This is a genomic window from Streptomyces sp. NBC_01171 (assembly GCF_045039805.1).
Taxonomy (GTDB): domain Bacteria; phylum Actinomycetota; class Actinomycetes; order Streptomycetales; family Streptomycetaceae; genus Streptomyces.
The window spans coordinates 6309360-6325617 of record NZ_CP108609.1; the positions used below are offsets into that span (position 1 = coordinate 6309360).

The window sequence follows — 16258 nt, forward strand, 5'->3', positions numbered from 1 at the left end:
CCTCACGCATGACACGCCCGATCACGGCAGGGGTGGACGGTACCGAGGAGAGCCTGGCCGCGCTGGACTGGGCGGCCCGCGAGGCCGTGCGCCGGGGCCTGCCGCTGCGCGTGGTGCACGCCTGGGAGGAGATCGGCGAACTGCCCGCCGACCGGGACACCCAGCGGGGCTGGGTCGAGGAGGGCATCGGCCGCGCCGTCGGCACCCTCGCCGACCGGCACCCCGGCCTGGACGCGACCGTCGAGCTGACCGAGGACGACGCGGTGGACGCGCTCCTCGCGGCCGGCGCGGACGCCGAGGCGCTGGTCCTCGGCACCCGCGGGCACGGCGCGGTGGTCGGCTTCCTGCTCGGCTCGGTCGGCCTCCGCGTCGTCGCGGAGACCACCCGGCCGGTGATCCTGGTGCGTGCCGGGGACCGCCCGGAAGCCGAGTCCGCCGGGCGGGAGATCGTGGTCGGCCAGCACGGCACCCCGGAGGACAGCGCCGCCGCGCTGCGCTTCGCCTTCGAGACGGCGGCCGCCCGCGGCGCCACCCTCCGCGCGGTGCGCGCCTGGACCCTGCCGCCCGTCTTCGCCTACAGCCCCGGCTCGCTGAAGCTGCTGGACGAGGCGGGCGGCCTCGAACCGTACGAGAAGCGGGCGCTGGCCGACGCGCTGCGGCCCTGGCGGGAGCGGTTCCCGGGTGTGCCCGTCGCCGAGCACGTCGAGATGGGCAGCGCCGGGCAGGTGCTGGTCTCCCAGGCCACGCGGGCCCAACTCCTCGTGGTGGGCCGCCGGGCGCGCCGTACGGCGGTCGGCGCCCGGATCGGCTCGGTCGCGCACGGGGTGCTGCACCACGCGGGCAGCCCGGTCGCCGTCGTCCCCCAGGACCGGCCCGGTGACGGCCCGGCCTGACGGTCAGGACGCCCGGTCGTGGGCCTGCTCGGCGGCGGCCCGCACCGGGCCCCGGTACAGCGGGCCGTGGCCGGGCAGCAGCGCGTCGCCCTCCAGTTCGGCGAGCAGCGCCAGCGAGGTCACGGCCCGGTCCGTCTCGTGGTGGAAGAAGCCGTGCAGCATCTGCGGGCCCCGGACGCGGGAGGTCGCGTGTCCGGTGATCAGGGCGTCGCCGGAGATCACGACGCCCACGTCCGGCAGGTGGTAGGCGCAGTGCCCGTCGGTGTGGCCCGGCGTGTGCACGGGCACCGGGCGCCCCGGCAGATCGAGGGCGCCACCGGACTCGAACGGCTCGGGCTTCAACACCGGGTGGTGCTCGGTGCCGCCCGCCTTGATCACATGCACCGCCCAGGGCACCACACCGGGCCGCCAGGCGTTGCGCGCCACGTCACCGATGGAGGCTTGCTGGAGGAAGTCCCGCCGGGCGTGCGGGACTTCGGCCGGGTGCAGCAGGACCGGCGTGCCGTGGGCCGTGCGCAGGTACTCCGCCGAGCCCAGGTGGTCGTTGTGCGCGTGGGTGATCAGCACCGCCGTCACCGCCTCGGGTGAACTGCCGACGGCGGCAAGGGAGTCGAGCAGTGCCTGCCGGTCTCCCGGATACCCGGTGTCGATGAGCGCGACGTCCTCACCGTCCTTCAGGATCACCCAGTTGACGTGGTGACCCCGCACGAGGTGGACGCCGTCCGCGACTTGTTCTGCCTGTGCCCGCATGTTCCCTCGGATTCCGGCCGATGACTTGACCGGCGTCAGCCAATCAGATGCCGGGTCAGCGCACCCCGCGAGGGCGGAACTGGATGCTGATCCGGGGCCCGGCGGCCCGCGCCGACTTGGGGACGCAGTGCTCCCAGGTGCGCTGGCAGGAGCCGCCCATCACGATCAGATCGCCGTGTCCGAGCGGCCGGCGCACGGCCACCGCGCCGCCGCCCGCCGGACGCAGCAGCAGATCGCGCGGCGCGCCCACCGAGAGGATGGCGACCATCGTGTCCTCGCGGCTGCCCCGCCCGATCCGGTCCCCGTGCCACGCCACGCTGTCCCGGCCGTCGCGGTAGTAGCACAGCCCGGCCGTGACGAAGGGCTCGCCCAGCTCCGGTCCGTAGTGCGCCGAGAGTGCCTCGCGGGCCTCGTCCAGCACCGGGTGGGGGAGCGGTTCCCGGTCGCGGTAGAAGGACAGCAGGCGCGGTACGGACACCACGTTGTCGTACATCCGGCGCTGCTCGGCCCGCCAGGGGACCTCGGCGGCGAGGTGTTCGAACAGGGCGTCGGCGCCGCTCAGCCAGCCGGGCAGCACGTCGATCCAGGCTCCGGAGCCCAGTACGGTCCGGCCCAGTCCGTCGAGAGGGCCGAGGCGCAGCTCGTCGGCCTGGTCGAACAGCGAACTCTGGAGGTGCGTGGACATGGGGCCAGCGTACTCCTGAATCGAAAATACGTTCTATTGATCAAGGGGCCGCCCGCCGGCACGGCTCTCGCCGCAGGGTTCTTTCGATACATTGATGTATCGGATACATTCCTGTATCAAAAGAGAGGTGCGGGTGATGACGGCCGAGGAGAAGGCGCCGCGGGTCACCAAGCGGCGGGCGCGGACACGGGCCGAGCTGCTCGCCGCCGCCTTCGCGGTGTTCGCGGCCAAGGGGTTCGGGCGGGTCTCCATCGAGGAGGTCTGCGAGGCCGCCGGGTACAGCCGGGGGGCCTTCTACTCCAACTTCGCCACGCTCGACGAGCTGTTCTTCGCCCTGTACCAGGAGCGCGCCGACCTCATCGCCTCCCAGGTCGCCGAGGCGCTCGCCCAGGACGGTCCCGCGCTGGACGTGGCCGCCTCCGTGGACCGGGTCGCCGAGGTGCTCCTCCTCGACGTGGACTGGCTGCTGGTGAAGACCGACTTCCTGGTGCACGCCGCCCGTGACCCGGCCGTCGCCGAGACCCTGCTCCGCCACCGGGCCCGGCTGCGCGAGGCCGTCGCCGACCGGCTGCGCCGGGCCGAGGCCACCGCAGCCCCGCCCGGCGGGGTGGACGCCGCCGCCCGCGCGGTCGTCGCCGCCTACGACGGCGTCACCGTCCAGCTCCTGCTGGACAAGGACGTGGACGCCGCCCGCGACTGGCTGAAACATCTGCTCACGCCGCTGCTGGCCGGCAGCGGCGACCCGGAATGAACCCTGGAAGGAAGGACGAGGACTCCATGGACGCGGACGTCATAGTCGTGGGAGCGGGCCTGGCCGGCCTGGTCGCGGCGCACGAACTCACCAGCCGGGGCCGGAAGGTGGCCCTGCTGGACCAGGAGAACGCCGCCAACCTCGGCGGCCAGGCGTTCTGGTCCTTCGGCGGCCTCTTCCTGGTCGACTCGCCCGAACAGCGCCGCCTCGGCGTCAAGGACTCCCTCGACCTCGCCTGGAACGACTGGCGGGGCAGCGCCGGCTTCGACCGCATCGAGGACGAGGACTCCTGGGCGGTGCGCTGGGCCCGCGCCTACGTCGAGTTCGCGGCCGGGGAGAAGCGGTCCTGGCTGCGCGGGCACGGCATCGAGCTGTTGCCCACCGTCGGCTGGGCCGAGCGCGGCGACCTGCGCGCCGACGGCCACGGCAACTCCGTACCCCGCTTCCACGTCGCCTGGGGCACCGGCACCGGCGTGGTCGAGCCCTTCGTGCGGTACGCCCGGCAGGCCGCGCGGGACGGCCTGCTGACCTTCCACCACCGGCACCGCGTCGACGAGCTGCTCATCGACGGCAACACCGCGCGCGGAGTACGCGGCACCCTCCTCGCCCCCGATGAATCGCCGCGCGGTGTCGCCTCCAGCCGGGACGCGGTGGGGGAGTTCGAGCTGACCGCCCAGGCCGTCGTCCTCACCACCGGCGGCATCGGCGCCGACCATGACATCGTCCGCCGCTACTGGCCCGAGCGGCTCGGCACGCCCCCGGCCGACATGGTCACCGGCGTCCCCGCCTACGTCGACGGCCGCATGCTCGACATCAGCGCGGAGGCCGGGGTACGCCTGGTCAACCGGGACCGCATGTGGCACTACACCGAGGGCCTCGCCAACTGGGACCCCATCTGGCCCGGCCACGGCATCCGTGTCCTGCCCGGCCCGTCCTCCATCTGGCTCGACGCGCGCGGCCGCCGCCTGCCCGACCCCTGCCTGCCCGGCTACGACACGCTGAGCACCCTGCGCCATCTGCGCACCACCGAGGACATCGCGGGCCACGACCACTCCTGGTTCGTCCTGACCCGGAAGATCATCGAGAAGGAGTTCGCGCTCTCCGGCTCCGAGCAGAACCCCGACATCACCGCCAAGGACCGGGGGGCCGTGCTCCGCGACCGGGTCCTGGGCAAGGGCGCCCCGGGACCGGTGCAGGCGTTCCTCGACAAGGGCGAGGACTTCGTCACCGCCGGCACGCTGGAGGAACTGGTCGGCAAGATGAACGGTCTCACCGGCGAGGCCCTGCTCGACCCGGCCGAGGTGCGCCGCCAGATCGAGGCCCGCGACCTCCAGCTGGCCAACCCCTACAGCAAGGACTCCCAGGTCCAGGGCATCCGCAACGCCCGCCGCTACATCGGGGACCGCCTCGGCAGGGTCGCCGCCCCGCACCGCATCCTCGACCCGGCCGCGGGCCCGCTGATCGGCGTCCGGCTGCGCGTGCTGACCCGCAAGACCCTCGGCGGCATCCAGACCGACCTCGACTCCCGCGCCCTCGGCCTCGACGGCAGCCCGGTCGACGGTCTCTACGCGGCCGGTGAGGTGGCCGGCTTCGGCGGGGGAGGGGTGCACGGCTACAACGCGCTGGAGGGCACCTTCCTCGGTGGCTGCCTCTTCTCCGGCCGCGCCGCGGGCAGGGCGGCGGCCCGGCAGACCGGCTGACGCGGACCGACCGGGCCCCCGGCGGCCTGCTCCGGCAGGGCGCCGAGGGCCCCGGCGGCCCCGGGAGCGGCCGGCTCCCTGCCGGTGCGGTGCCCTGGAGCGCAGGACAAGCCGGGGCCCGGCGCCCTAATCTGTGCGGAGCGATCATCGCCGTCCCCGAAGGAGCGCACGTGACGTCCTCCCGCCGTCCGGCCGCACGACGCCGCACCGCCCTTCTCCGCCGCGAGACGGTCCTCGCCACGGTCCCGCTCGCGGTCGCCGCGCTCCTCGGCGCCGCCGCCCCGCTCGGCTCCGGCACCACCGGAGCCGCCGGGGCGGGCGACCCGTACTTCCCGCTCAGCGGGAACGGCGGCTACCACGTACGCCACTACGACCTCACGCTCGGCTACGACACCGGCTCCCGGCACCTCGACGGCACCGCCGTCCTCACCGCCCGCGCCACCCAGCGCCTCAGCCGCTTCGACCTCGACCTGAGCGGCCTCACCGTCACCTCCGTACGCGTCGGCCGTGACGACGCCCGCTTCACCCGAAAGGGCCAAGAACTCGTCGTCACCCCGAAGAACGCCCTGCGCGAGGGCCAGGAGTTCAAGGTCACCGTCCGCTACAAGGGCACCCCGAAGCCCCTCACCGACCCGGACGGCTCGACCGACGGCTGGATTCCCACCGACGACGGCGCCTTCGTCGCGGGCCAGCCGCAGGGCGCGATGACCTGGTTCCCGGCCGACAACCACCCGCTGGACAAGGCGTCGTACGACTTCACCATCACCGTCCCCGAGGGCCGGACCGCCGTCGCCAACGGCGTGCTGCGCGGGCAGCGCACCGAGCACGGCCGCACCACCTTCCGCTGGCACCAGGCCGAGCCGATGGCCGCCTACCTCGCCACCGCCACCGTCGGCACCTTCACCGTCCGGCGCAGCACCCTGCCCGGCGGCGTCCAGCTCTACGACGCCGTCGACCCCCGGGAGGCCCGAGCCGCCGACCCGGTGATGAAGAAGCTGCCCTCGGTGCTGAAGTGGGAGGCCGGACTGTTCGGCCCGTACCCCTACCGCGCCGCCGGCTCCATCGTCGACCACGCCCCGGACGTCGGCTACGCCCTGGAGACCCAGACCCGGCCGGTGTACGCCTCGGCGCCCGACCTGGACACCCTCGTGCACGAGACCGCACATCAGTGGTTCGGTGACTCCGTCTCGCTGACGAAGTGGCAGGACATCTGGCTCAACGAGGGCTTCGCCAGCTACACCGAGTGGCTCTACGAGGAGCAGCACGGCGGCCACAGCGCCCAGAAGACCTTCGACGGCCTCTACGCCCGCCCCGGCAAGGACAAGCTGTGGGCCTACCCGCCCGGCAACCCCGGCGACGGCGGCAAGATCTTCGGCGACCCCGTCTACGACCGGGGCGCGATGGCCCTGCACCAGGTGCGCAAGACCGTCGGCGACCGCGCCTTCTTGCGCATCCTGCGCGCCTGGGCCGCTCAGCACCGCGACGGCCACGGCACGACCGAGCAGTTCACCCGGCTCGCCGAGAAGGAGTCCGGCAAGAAGGTCGCCCCGGTGCTGCACACCTGGCTCTACACCAAGGGCAAGCCGAAGACCGCCTGACGGTCACTGCTCCCGCAGCCCCCACGGGGAGCCGTACGCGGTCAGCAGGTCGAGGAAGGGGCGGGCGGGGAAGGCCTCCGGGCCCAGCACGCCCGCGCCCGACCAGGCGCCGGTGGCGAGGAGTTCGAGGGCGACGACCGGGTTCACGGCCGTCTGCCAGACCACGGCCTGGGAGCCGTACTCGGCCATCGACCACTCGTTGTCGACCACGTGGTAGAGGTACACCTCGCGCGGCGCCCCGTCCTTGGTGCCCCGGACCCAGGTGCCCGCACAGGTCTTGCCGCGCATCCGGTCGCCCAGCGTCGCCGGGTCGGGCAGCCCGGCGGCCACCACGTCACGCGGCGAGACCGCGACCGGACCGTCCGGGCCCGGCACGGTCACCGGAACGGTGCGGTCCAGGCCCAACTGGTGCAGCGTGCGCAGCGTGTCGGTGAACTCACGGCCCAGCCCGTACTTGAAGGTGACCCGCCGTGCGTCCGTCCAGCGCGGCATCAGCAGCACCTCCTCGTGCTCGACGTTCACGCACTCCACCGGGCCGATGCCCTCGGGGAAGTCGAACACCTCCGGCTCGCTGAACGGCTCCGTGGTGAACCAGCCGCGCCCCTCCTCGTAGATCACCGGCGGGTTCAGGCACTCCTCGATCGTGGTCCAGATGCTGAAGGAGGGCGCGAAGTCGTAGCCCTCCACAGTGAGGTTGGCGCCGTCGCGGACGCCGATCTCCTCGATGGAGTCGAAGAGTTCGTCCGCCGCGTACCGGGCGAACACGTCCGACAGGCCCGGCTCCACGCCCATGCCCACCAGCGCCAGGGCGCCCGCGCGCTCCCAGTCGGCGGCGAGCGCGAACTGCTCGTCGCCGAGCTTCACCCCGCACTCCTCGTACGGGCGCTCCGGGTGCGGCCGGGACAGCGACATCGCCATGTCGACATAGGTGGCCCCCGCCTCGCGGGCCGCGCGGAACAGCGGCATCACGAATCTGGGGTCGGTGGCGTTGAGCAGCACGTCGCAGCCGTGCCGGGCGAGCAGCCCGGCGACCGCCGCCTCGTCGGCCGCGTCGACCCGCTCGGCCCGGAACCGGCCCGCGTCCGCGCCGAGCGCCGCGACGGCCGCCTCCGCACGGGCGGGGTCGTAGTCGGCCACCACCATCAGGTCGAAGAACGGACGGCGGGCCGCGATCCGGGTGACGGCGGTGCCCACACCACCGGCGCCCACGAGCAGTACACGCATGACGGAAACTCCCTGCCTGACACGGACGGGAAACGAGAACGGGACAGGCGCGCCTTGCCCCGCATCCAACGCCCCGCGCCGCGTTAAGGTCAATGGCGTTGGCATAAGCACCGCAGAGAGGGCTCCCGCCGTGCCCAAACCCGTCGTGCCCGAGGAGAAGCGCCGCAGGCGCCGGCCCACCCGCAGCGGCACCGTGCTCTCCGAGGAACTGATCGTCGCCACCGCGCTGCGCCTGCTGCGCGAACACGGCAGCGCCGGGCTCACCGCGCGCCGCCTCGGCCTCGCCCTGGACTGCGACCCCAGCACCCTCTACCGGTACTTCCGGGGCATGGACGACCTCACCCTGGCCATCGGGGACGCCCTCATCGGCCAGGCCCTCGACGGCTGGCGGCGCACCGGCCGCTGGCGCGCCGACCTACGCGCCATCGGGACCCGTATCCACGCCGCCTATGTCGCCCACCCCCAGGCCGCGCTGCTGACCGTCAGCCGGGTCACCGGCCGCGCCCATGAACTCGCCGTCGACGAGGCGGTCCTCGACGTCCTCGCCCGCGCCGGCTTCCCGCTGCCCGGGGCGGTGCGGGTCTACCACGCCTTCATCGACCAGACCCTCGCCTTCGCCGCGCTGGACGCCGCCACCCTGGCCCTGCCCAGCGCCTCCCAGCGGGCCGACGAGGACCAGTGGCACTCCACCTACGCCCGGCTGCCCCGATCCACCCACCCGCGCATCGCCGAGGCCGCCCCGCTGCTGGCCCGGCAGATGGTGCACAGCGCCTACCCGACCGCGCTGGAGATGCTGCTGGACAGCGCGGCCGCCCGGCTCAGCGGCGCAGCGCCCGCGCCGCCGTCGCGCTGACCGCCTCGGCCAGCGCCGCCAGCGCGGGGGAGTCCAGCCGCCACTGCTGCCAGTACAGCGCCACGTCCAGCCACCGCCCCGGCGCCAGCGGTACGACCCGGCCCGCCGCCAACATCGGCTCCGCCTGGGACTCCGGGACCATCCCCCAGCCGAGTCCGCGCGCCACCGACTGCGCGAACCCCTCCGAGGTCGGCACGTAGTGCCGCACCGGGCCCGCGCCCGTCCCGCCGAGCCCGCGGACGAAGGCGTCCTGGAGGTCGTCCTTGTCGTCGAAGACCATCACCGGCAGCGCGCCCAGCGCCTCGGCGAGCGGCCCCGACGGCAGCCGCGCGGCCAGCTCCGGCGCCGCCACCGGCAGATACCGCAGCCGACCCAGCGGACGCACCGAGCAGCCGGGCACCGGCTCCGCCGAGCCCGTCACGGCCGCCATCACCAGGCCCTCGCGCAGCAGCGCCGCCGTGTGGTCCTCGTCCTCCCGGCGCAGCTCGAAACTGATCCCCGGCACCGCGGTGAGCGCGTCCAGGAACCAGGTCGCCAGCGAGTCCGCGTTCACCGCCACCGACACCCGCGTCGGCTCCCCGGCACCGCTCATCCCCAGCTCGTCACGGGCGTCCCGCTCCAGCCGGGCGAGCTGGCGGGCGTACCGCACCAGGACCGCGCCGGAGTCGGTCGGGCGGACCGGCTTGGTGCGCTTGAGCAGCACCCGGCCGGTGCGCTGCTCCAGCGCCTTCACCCGCTGGCTCACCGCTGACGGCGTCACGTGCAGCACGGCGGCGGCCGCGTCGAAGGTGCCCTCGTCCACCACGGCCAGCAGCGTCCGCACCTGCTCCAGGGGAAGCTCGTTCATCACGAGAGCTAAGGGTAGTTAAGAATCTTTAGCTGTACGCGCGGTGATCCGGTCCTTAACGTCGAGGGCATGAACAACGCGCTCACCGCCGCGGCCGCGGGCTTCGGCACCGGCCTCTCCCTCATCGTCGCCATCGGCGCCCAGAACGCCTTCGTCCTGCGCCAGGGGGTCCGCCGGCACGCCGTCCTCGCCGTGGTGGGCATCTGCGCGCTCTCGGACGCCGTGCTCATCGCCCTCGGCGTCGCGGGGGTCGGCGCGATCGTGGTGGCCTGGCCGGACGCGGTACGGGCGGTCGGCATCGTCGGCGGCGTCTTCCTGCTCTGCTACGGCGCCCTCGCCGCCCGGCGCGTCCTGCGCCCCGGCACCGGTGGACTGAGCACGGACGGCGAGGCGGCCGGCTCGATCCGGCGCGCGGTGCTCACCTGCCTGGCGATGACCTGGCTCAACCCGCACGTCTACCTGGACACCGTCTTCCTGGTCGGCTCCCTCGCCGCCGACCGGGGCCCGCTGCGCTGGACCTTCGGGCTGGGCGCGGCGCTGGCCAGCCTGTGCTGGTTCGCCGCCCTCGGCCTCGGCGCCCGGCTGCTCGGCCGGGTCCTGGCCCGGCCCGCCGCCTGGCGGGTGCTGGACGGCCTGGTCGCCGTCACCATGCTGGGCCTCGGGGCGATGCTGCTCATCGGTCCCTGAGGCGGCGCTTAAGGGCAAAGGGTTCGGTCTGCGCCGGAGTTGCTGCGATAGTGAGGCTCGAAATCGAAAGATGTATCGAGCAACCAGGACCTCCGTGGACACGAGCGAGAGCAGCAGCACCACCGACGCGGGCACGACCGGGACGCCCGGAGGGGACCCGCCCGCACGCGGCTGGCGCCGCTGGGCGATGGACACCCGCCCCCTGCGCATCCCGGCCTACCGGCGCCTGTGGTCGTCGACCATCGTCACCGCCGTCGGCAGCCAGCTCACCGCCGTCGCCGTACCCAAGCAGATCTACGACATCACCCAGTCCTCGGCCTGGGTCGGCTACGCCAGCCTCGCGGGGCTGGTGCCCATGGTGGTCTTCGCGCTGTGGGGCGGGGCCGTCGCGGACACCGTGGACCGGCGCAAGCTGTTGCTGATCACCAACATCGGCATCGCGGTGACCTCGCTGCTGTTCTGGGCCCAGGCCGTCACCGGGCTGGACTCGGTGCCGGTGCTGATGATCCTGCTCGCCGCCCAGCAGGCGTTCTTCGGCCTCAACCAGCCCACGCGCAGCGCCTCCGTCGCCCGGCTGGTCCCCGCCGAGGAACTGCCCGCCGCCAACGCGCTGGGCACCACCGTCATGCAGACCGGCCTGGTCGCCGGCCCGCTGCTCGCCGGTGTGCTGATCCCGGTCATCGGACTGCCCGAGCTGTACCTCATCGACGCCCTCGCGCTGACCTTCACCGTGTGGGCGGTGTTCCGGCTGCCCGCCCTGCCCCCGCTCGGCGAGTCCGCCACCCGTCGCGCCGGGGTGCGGGAGATCGCGGCCGGGTTCCGGTACATCGCCGGGCACAAGGTGCTGCTGCTGTCCTTCCTCGCCGACATCGTCGCCATGGTCTTCGGCATGCCCCGCGCCCTCTTCCCGGAGCTGGCCGCGCAGACCTACGGCGCCTGGGGCGAGGGGTTCGCGCTGGGTCTGCTCTTCGCCGCCATCCCGGTGGGCTCGGTGCTCGGCGGGCTGTTCTCCGGCGTGTTCTCGCGGGCCCGCCGCCACGGCTGGATGGTCATCGGATCGGTGGTCGGCTGGGGGCTCGCCGTGGTCGGGTTCGGGCTGAGCGGCAACCTCTGGGTGGCCGTCGCCTTCCTCGCCGCCGGAGGCGTGGCCGACATGGTCTCCATGGTCTTCCGGGGCGCCATCCTGCTCTCCGCCGCGACCGACGAGATGCGCGGCCGGATGCAGGGCGTCTTCACCGTGGTCGTCGCCGGCGGGCCCCGCCTGGCCGACGTGCTGCACGGCACCGCCGGTTCCGTCTTCGGCCCCCGCGCCGCCGTCGCGGGCGGTGGCGCGCTGGTGGTCGTCGTCATGCTGGCGCTGGCCGCCGCGATACCGGCGTTGCGCCGATACCGGATCTGACCGGCGGGACCCTACAGCGGGGTGCTCCGCCGGATCGCGTACTGGTCCATCAGCTTGCCGCGCGTCGTCTCCAGCCGGTGGGCCAGGATCTCGGCCACCGTGCGCACCAGCGACAGCCCCAGCAGCGGGTCCTCCACGCACAGCGCGAGCACGGAGGGCCCGTCGAACTCGTAGGCACGGACGTTGCTGAACGCCACCGCCCCGAAGTCCCACTCGTACGGCGGGAAGAGCCAGGACCAGCCGAGCAGGTCACCGGCGCCGAGCGTGGCGACGGTGATGTACTGCCGGGAGGTCACCTGCTGGTCCAGGGAGACCGCGCCCGAGCGGATCACCCAGAACCGGTCCGCGACGCCGCCCGCCTCGAACACGCGGGTGTCCTCCGGGAAGGAGACCTCCTTGGCCAGCTCCATCAGCCGTTCCCGCTGGGCCTGTGGCAGGGCGGTCGGCAATTTGATCGCTTTGGTCATACGCGGGGCTCCTCACCGGCGGCCGTTCGGGTGGTTCCCTCAATCCATTGGAGCCGCTGCCGCCGCGAGGGGCACCTCGAAGAGACGGCCGCGCGCGGGCCCGCCGTGCCGAGGGCAGGAAAAAGCCCTGGCTGGACGGGGGAAACCAGCCAGGGCAGTCGGTGCGGAAGCGCGCGGAAAACACGGGTACCGGTCCGGGCGCGCCCCGATATGGATGAACGATAAACCACAGGGCGCCCGACCGGTATTGGTCTCGGCGTCACGTGACGTGCCTCACTCCCGTCACTCCCGCCTCGCCGGCGTCCACCGGATGGCTGCCCGGTGCGACGATCTCCGACAGCACCCCGGCCACCACCTGGTACGTCAGCGCGCGCTCGGTCGCCTCCCGTGCCTGGTCGGGATCGGTGGCCGTCAGGCTCTGTGCCCGCTCCAGCCACACCCGCTCCTCCTCGGCGGCCAGATCCCGGCCCCGCCGGATGCGTCGCAACAATTCATCGGCGTCCACGACATCGCTCATAGGGGACCCCTACCCGCTCGGCGCACCGGTAAAGGCACCGGCGCGGACGGTGTTTGACATCGCCAGGAGGGGTCAGCCGCAAGGAAGAGACCCCGGCCGTCCGGGCAACGCACCGGGACGGACCGGGCACCGCGCCAGGGAGGGACGACACCATGGGCGAGCAGCACGCGACCAGTACCCCGGCCGTGCCTCGGCAGAGCCGCAGGACCATGGCGTACCGGCCGGTCGATGCCCGCAGAGACGTACGCCGCGCGGTGACCGAACGCTGTCGCGACCGCGCGCTCACCTGCCCCGACGAGACCCTCGAGGACGCGCTGCTGGTCGCCTCCGAGCTGACCACCAACGCCATCCTGCACGGCGGCGGCATCACCCGCTTCGAGGTCGACGTCGACACCTGCGGTGTGCGGCTCTCGGTGAGCGACCGCAGCGATGAACTCCCGGACACCACGGCCCAGTTGGGCACCGACGCCGACCGGAGCCGCACCGGTGGCCGAGGCTGGCCCATCGTCAGCCACCTCGCCCGTGATGTACGGGTGGCGGGACTCCCGCACGGCGGCAAGTGCGTCACCGCCCTCGTGCCCCTGCGCTGAACACGGCCCCTTCCCGGCCGCGCACCCTCCACCGTCTGGAGCGCTCGTTCATGCCGATCCACCCCTCGCACACTCCCTCCGCCGAGGCCGTACGGCCTCGGCGGAGCCACGACGACGCCCCCGACACCGCCGCCCTTTTCGCCCGCCTCGCCGCACTGCCGGTCGGCCCCGGACGAGACGCCCTGCGCGCCGACCTCACCACCGTCTGGCTGCCCATGGCCCACCGCATCGCCGGCCGCTTCCGCGACCGGGGCGAGAACGTGGAGGACCTGCGGCAGGTGGCCGCGCTCGGCCTGGTCAAGGCCATCGACCGCTTCGACCCGGAACGCGGCGCCTTCGAGAGCTACGCCGTGCCGACCATCACCGGCGAGGTCAAGCGCCATTTCCGCGACCGCACCTGGGCGCTCCGGTTACCGCGCCGGGTGCAGGAGCTGCGCAACCGCGTCCGCGTCGCCCGCCGCGACCTCACCGAGCGGCCCGGCGGCCAGGCGCCCAGCGTCGCGGGCATCGCCGGGCACACCGGACTCACCGAGGCAGAGGTCACCACCGGCCTGGAGGCGCTGGACAGTTACAACACCCTCTCCCTGGACGCCGAACCGGCCGGGGAGGGCAGCCCCCTCACCGACACCCTCGGCGTCCCCGACCCCGCCTACTCCGTCGTCGTCGACCGCGAGGCCGCCCGGCGCAGCCTGAGCCGCCTCCCCGAACGCGACCGGGACATCCTCTACATGCGCTTCTTCGAGGACCTCTCCCAGAGCCGCATCGCCGCCCGCCTCGGCATCTCCCAGATGCACGTCTCCCGCCTCCTGCACCACATCTGCGCCCGAGTCCGAGCCGAAGCCCAGGACCCGTGCGCCGACGGCCCCCTCAAGCGGTAGGGCCGGCCGTCACTTCTTCGCCGCCTCCACCTTCACCGGGACGCCCAGGGGGCGGGCGAGGCCGGAGACCGCTTCGTCGAGGCGTTGGAGGTGGCGGAGGACGCGGTCGGTGACGCGGCCGTAGCGGGGGGTGGCGAGGGTGCCGGGTTCCAGCATGGAGGCGATGCTCGGGCCGGCCTCCAGCTCGGCCGAGGAGTGCGGGTCGCGGACGTGGTCGGCGATCGCCTCGATGTTGTGCACGATCCGGCTGCACACCCCGCGCAGCCGGGGGTCGGCCGCGATCGACGGGTTGCTGGGCAGCAGCTCCGCCGTGGCCGCCAGCGCCCGCCCGTGGTACGCGCAGGTCTCCAGCAGCGCCACCACGTACCGCGCGGTGTCCCGCCGGGAGCGCAGCGGGGTGACCGGATGGGTCAGCGGCTTGGTCGCGGCGTGCAGGTCGGCCAGCGCCTGGTCCAGCTCGCGGGCCTGCTCCACCAGATCCGAGTGCGGCCGCCCGCTGAGCTGGTCCACGGCCGCCTGCGTCAGCTCGGCCAGCTTGTCCAGCACCTTCACCAGCAGCTCGTTGGTGCGTCGGTCGGTGCGCACCGGCAGCACCACCGCCGCCGTGATCACCCCGCAGGCCGCGCCCAGCGCCGTCTCCTCCACCCGCAGCACCAGCACCGACATGCTGTACGTGTTCAGCAGCGTGTAGAGCAGCCCAAGCGCCGCGGTCACGAAGAACGACATCAACGTGTACGACAGGGGAGCGGTGTACAACATCGCGAACACACACACCAGCACCAGTGCGAACGCCGTCCAGGTGTGGTGCCCCACCGCGCCGGCGAGCCCGATGCCGGCCACCACGCCGAGGATGGTGCCGAGCAGCCGCCGGTACCCCTTCACCAGGATCTCCCCGGTGGAGGTGGTGTTGATGAACACGATCCAGCAGGTCAGCACCGCCCAGTACCAGCGCTGGTGGGACAGCAGCTCACCGCCCATGATCGCCAGCGACGCCCCCACCGTCACCTGGATGGCCGCCCGCGTCGTGGGGCGCCGGAGCCCGGTCTCCTCGGGCTTCTCCGCGTCGGGCTCCTCGCTGATCTCGATCGCCGCGTCCTCGGCGTCCAGCTCCTCACGGGACCGGCTGGTCGCCGGGCTGTCGTCGGACTCGTCCTGCGGGCCGTCCAGCGCGGTCCGCAGACCCAGCACCGCGCGCGCCGCCTCACCGATGCCGCGGAAGACGTCCTGCACGGCCGGGGACGCCTGCGGCAGGTTCTCCTCCTCGCGGTAGCCCAGCAGCCGGTTGCGCACCTGGGCCAGCGCCGTCCCCGACGTCTCGCCCACCGGACGCAGCACCAGCAGCCGCAGCGCCCGCAGTTCCCGGCGCATCATCTCCATCGTGGGGTCCCGTACCGGCAGCATCCGGCCGGTCGGCAGCGGCGCGCCCGGCAGATGCAGGGTGAGGGTGTCGGTCCGTTCCGCGCTGCGCGCGGTGAGCAGCATCAGCCCGAGCCGCTCGGCGGCGATCTCGGCTTCCGCGATACGGCGCTGCAACAGCCGGGCCATCGCCTCGTCGGAGGTGCCGCGCTCCAGCCGGCCCTGGATCATCAGCGCCGTCTCGTGCAGCCGCGCGGTACCGGTGCGCAGGTCCTCCACGACCTTGTCGATGTCGTCGGGACCCGCGTCCAACAGCTCGATCTGCGTGCTCAGCAACTGCCCGAGCCGGGCCCGGAAGGCCCGCCGCAGCCGGTCCAGCGTGCCCGCCTCCGTCTGCGGCATCAGCACGAACCGCGCGAAGGCGCTGCACCCGACCGCCACCGCGATCACGACGTACAGCGAGGGCAGCATCGGTACCGTCGCCCGTACGAAGAGCGACAGGAAGTAGACCTGGAAGCCGATCAGGCCGAGCCCCGTGACCCGCTCGCCGAACCGGCGCCCGTAGACGGCCGCGAAGATGAGCAGCAGGAAGAAGATGTCGCTGACCAGCGGCCACTGATTCAGCACCGCCCCCAGCGACACCGCGGCCAGCGCCACCGGCAGGCACAGCGCCTGGGTGACGGCCTGCTTGGCGCGGTCGGTCTCCCGGACGGCGAACGTCGACGACATCGCCGCCATGGCGCCCGCGACCAGTTGGGGCACCGGGAAGCGCAGTGAACCCAGGAGGATCAGGGTGAGGGCGATCGCGGCCACCATGCGCAGACCCGCGATCAGCCGCAGCAGTCCCGGATCGGACGCGGCGAGCCGGTCCCACAGCCGTACCAGAAGCGCCCGTCCCCTTGCCTTCACGCCGCCGCGCTCTCTCTCCCGTGCCGGACCATGATCTACGACCCAGGATGTCACGACGCCCCGCCCGGCTCGCCGCTGGCCAGCGGATATCCGCCCGGCGCGCCCGCGACCCCTGGAATCACGGGCCCGAAGCCGCCGGAGGCCGCCGCCCCCA

16 protein-coding genes are annotated in these 16258 nt (G+C 73.3%); 9 read left to right on the forward strand and 7 right to left on the reverse strand.

Annotation, left to right across the window (positions count from 1 at the left end; all coding sequences use genetic code 11):
• The first annotated feature begins 8 nt into the window (after positions 1 to 8).
• A complete protein-coding gene (locus tag OG448_RS29220) occupies positions 9 to 893 on the forward strand; it encodes a universal stress protein (protein WP_405558262.1) in 885 nt (294 codons plus the stop codon).
• Positions 894 to 896: 3 nt separating this feature from the next.
• Here OG448_RS29220 and OG448_RS29225 read toward each other — a convergent pair whose 3' ends face one another.
• Both OG448_RS29225 and OG448_RS29230 read right to left on the reverse strand, forming a co-directional pair.
• Positions 897 to 1643 carry an MBL fold metallo-hydrolase gene (locus OG448_RS29225; RefSeq protein WP_405558264.1) on the reverse strand — a complete coding sequence of 249 codons (747 nt, stop codon included), beginning with the start codon at positions 1641 to 1643 and terminating at the stop codon, positions 897 to 899.
• Positions 1644 to 1698: 55 nt separating this feature from the next.
• Positions 1699 to 2328: an alpha-ketoglutarate-dependent dioxygenase AlkB gene (locus tag OG448_RS29230; protein WP_391301407.1), complete on the reverse strand. Its 630-nt coding sequence runs from the start codon at positions 2326 to 2328 to the stop codon at positions 1699 to 1701.
• A 136-nt stretch (positions 2329 to 2464) separates the two neighbouring features.
• Here OG448_RS29230 and OG448_RS29235 point away from each other — a divergent pair, with 136 nt between their 5' ends.
• The 3 genes from OG448_RS29235 to OG448_RS29245 all read left to right on the forward strand — a co-directional run bounded on the left by OG448_RS29235 (position 2465) and on the right by OG448_RS29245 (position 6377).
• Positions 2465 to 3079 carry a TetR/AcrR family transcriptional regulator gene (locus tag OG448_RS29235; protein WP_405558266.1) on the forward strand — a complete coding sequence of 205 codons (615 nt, stop codon included), beginning with the start codon at positions 2465 to 2467 and terminating at the stop codon, positions 3077 to 3079.
• A gap of 26 nt (positions 3080 to 3105) precedes the next feature.
• Positions 3106 to 4779, forward strand: coding sequence for an FAD-binding dehydrogenase (locus OG448_RS29240; protein ID WP_405558268.1), 1674 nt, complete (start codon positions 3106 to 3108; stop codon positions 4777 to 4779).
• A gap of 170 nt (positions 4780 to 4949) precedes the next feature.
• A complete protein-coding gene (locus OG448_RS29245; protein ID WP_405558270.1) occupies positions 4950 to 6377 on the forward strand; it encodes a M1 family metallopeptidase in 1428 nt (475 codons plus the stop codon).
• 3 nt (positions 6378 to 6380) lie between these two features.
• Here the strand turns inward: OG448_RS29245 and OG448_RS29250 are convergent, their stop codons facing one another.
• Positions 6381 to 7601: a saccharopine dehydrogenase family protein gene (locus OG448_RS29250; RefSeq protein WP_405558271.1), complete on the reverse strand. Its 1221-nt coding sequence runs from the start codon at positions 7599 to 7601 to the stop codon at positions 6381 to 6383.
• 130 nt (positions 7602 to 7731) lie between these two features.
• On the opposite strand from OG448_RS29250, the gene OG448_RS29255 reads away from it, so the two are divergent.
• Entirely contained in the window at positions 7732 to 8454 is a 723-nt protein-coding gene (locus tag OG448_RS29255) for a TetR/AcrR family transcriptional regulator (RefSeq protein WP_405558273.1), read from the forward strand.
• Here the strand turns inward: OG448_RS29255 and OG448_RS29260 are convergent.
• Entirely contained in the window at positions 8420 to 9304 is an 885-nt protein-coding gene (locus tag OG448_RS29260; protein WP_405558274.1) for a LysR family transcriptional regulator ArgP, read from the reverse strand. The two genes, OG448_RS29255 and OG448_RS29260, sit on opposite strands and share 35 nt — an antisense overlap.
• A 66-nt stretch (positions 9305 to 9370) precedes the next feature.
• Between OG448_RS29260 and OG448_RS29265 the strand changes: the two genes are divergently transcribed.
• Both OG448_RS29265 and OG448_RS29270 read left to right on the forward strand, forming a co-directional pair.
• On the forward strand, positions 9371 to 9988 hold the full coding sequence (locus OG448_RS29265; RefSeq protein WP_405558276.1) for a LysE/ArgO family amino acid transporter: 618 nt from the start codon (positions 9371 to 9373) through the stop codon (positions 9986 to 9988).
• A 70-nt stretch (positions 9989 to 10058) separates the two neighbouring features.
• On the forward strand, positions 10059 to 11387 hold the full coding sequence (locus OG448_RS29270; protein ID WP_405558278.1) for an MFS transporter: 1329 nt from the start codon (positions 10059 to 10061) through the stop codon (positions 11385 to 11387).
• A gap of 11 nt (positions 11388 to 11398) precedes the next feature.
• Here OG448_RS29270 and OG448_RS29275 read toward each other — a convergent pair whose 3' ends face one another.
• Positions 11399 to 11854 (reverse strand): cyclic nucleotide-binding domain-containing protein, encoded by a 456-nt coding sequence (locus tag OG448_RS29275; RefSeq protein WP_130336025.1) that lies wholly within the window; start codon positions 11852 to 11854, stop codon positions 11399 to 11401.
• A gap of 259 nt (positions 11855 to 12113) precedes the next feature.
• Positions 12114 to 12371 (reverse strand): hypothetical protein, encoded by a 258-nt coding sequence (locus tag OG448_RS29280; RefSeq protein WP_405558280.1) that lies wholly within the window; start codon positions 12369 to 12371, stop codon positions 12114 to 12116.
• Positions 12372 to 12523: 152 nt separating this feature from the next.
• Between OG448_RS29280 and OG448_RS29285 the strand changes: the two genes are divergently transcribed.
• Together OG448_RS29285 and OG448_RS29290 are read left to right on the forward strand one after the other, a co-directional pair.
• Complete coding sequence (locus tag OG448_RS29285; RefSeq protein ID WP_405558282.1) at positions 12524 to 12961, forward strand: ATP-binding protein; 438 nt, start codon at positions 12524 to 12526, stop codon at positions 12959 to 12961.
• Positions 12962 to 13011: 50 nt separating this feature from the next.
• The gene (locus OG448_RS29290; RefSeq protein ID WP_405558284.1) at positions 13012 to 13839 is read left to right on the forward strand and encodes a SigB/SigF/SigG family RNA polymerase sigma factor; all 828 of its coding nucleotides are present in this window, start codon (positions 13012 to 13014) and stop codon (positions 13837 to 13839) included.
• A gap of 9 nt (positions 13840 to 13848) precedes the next feature.
• Here the strand turns inward: OG448_RS29290 and OG448_RS29295 are convergent, their stop codons facing one another.
• Entirely contained in the window at positions 13849 to 16071 is a 2223-nt protein-coding gene (locus OG448_RS29295) for an FUSC family protein (RefSeq protein WP_405559023.1), read from the reverse strand.
• Positions 16072 to 16258 lie beyond the last annotated feature (187 nt).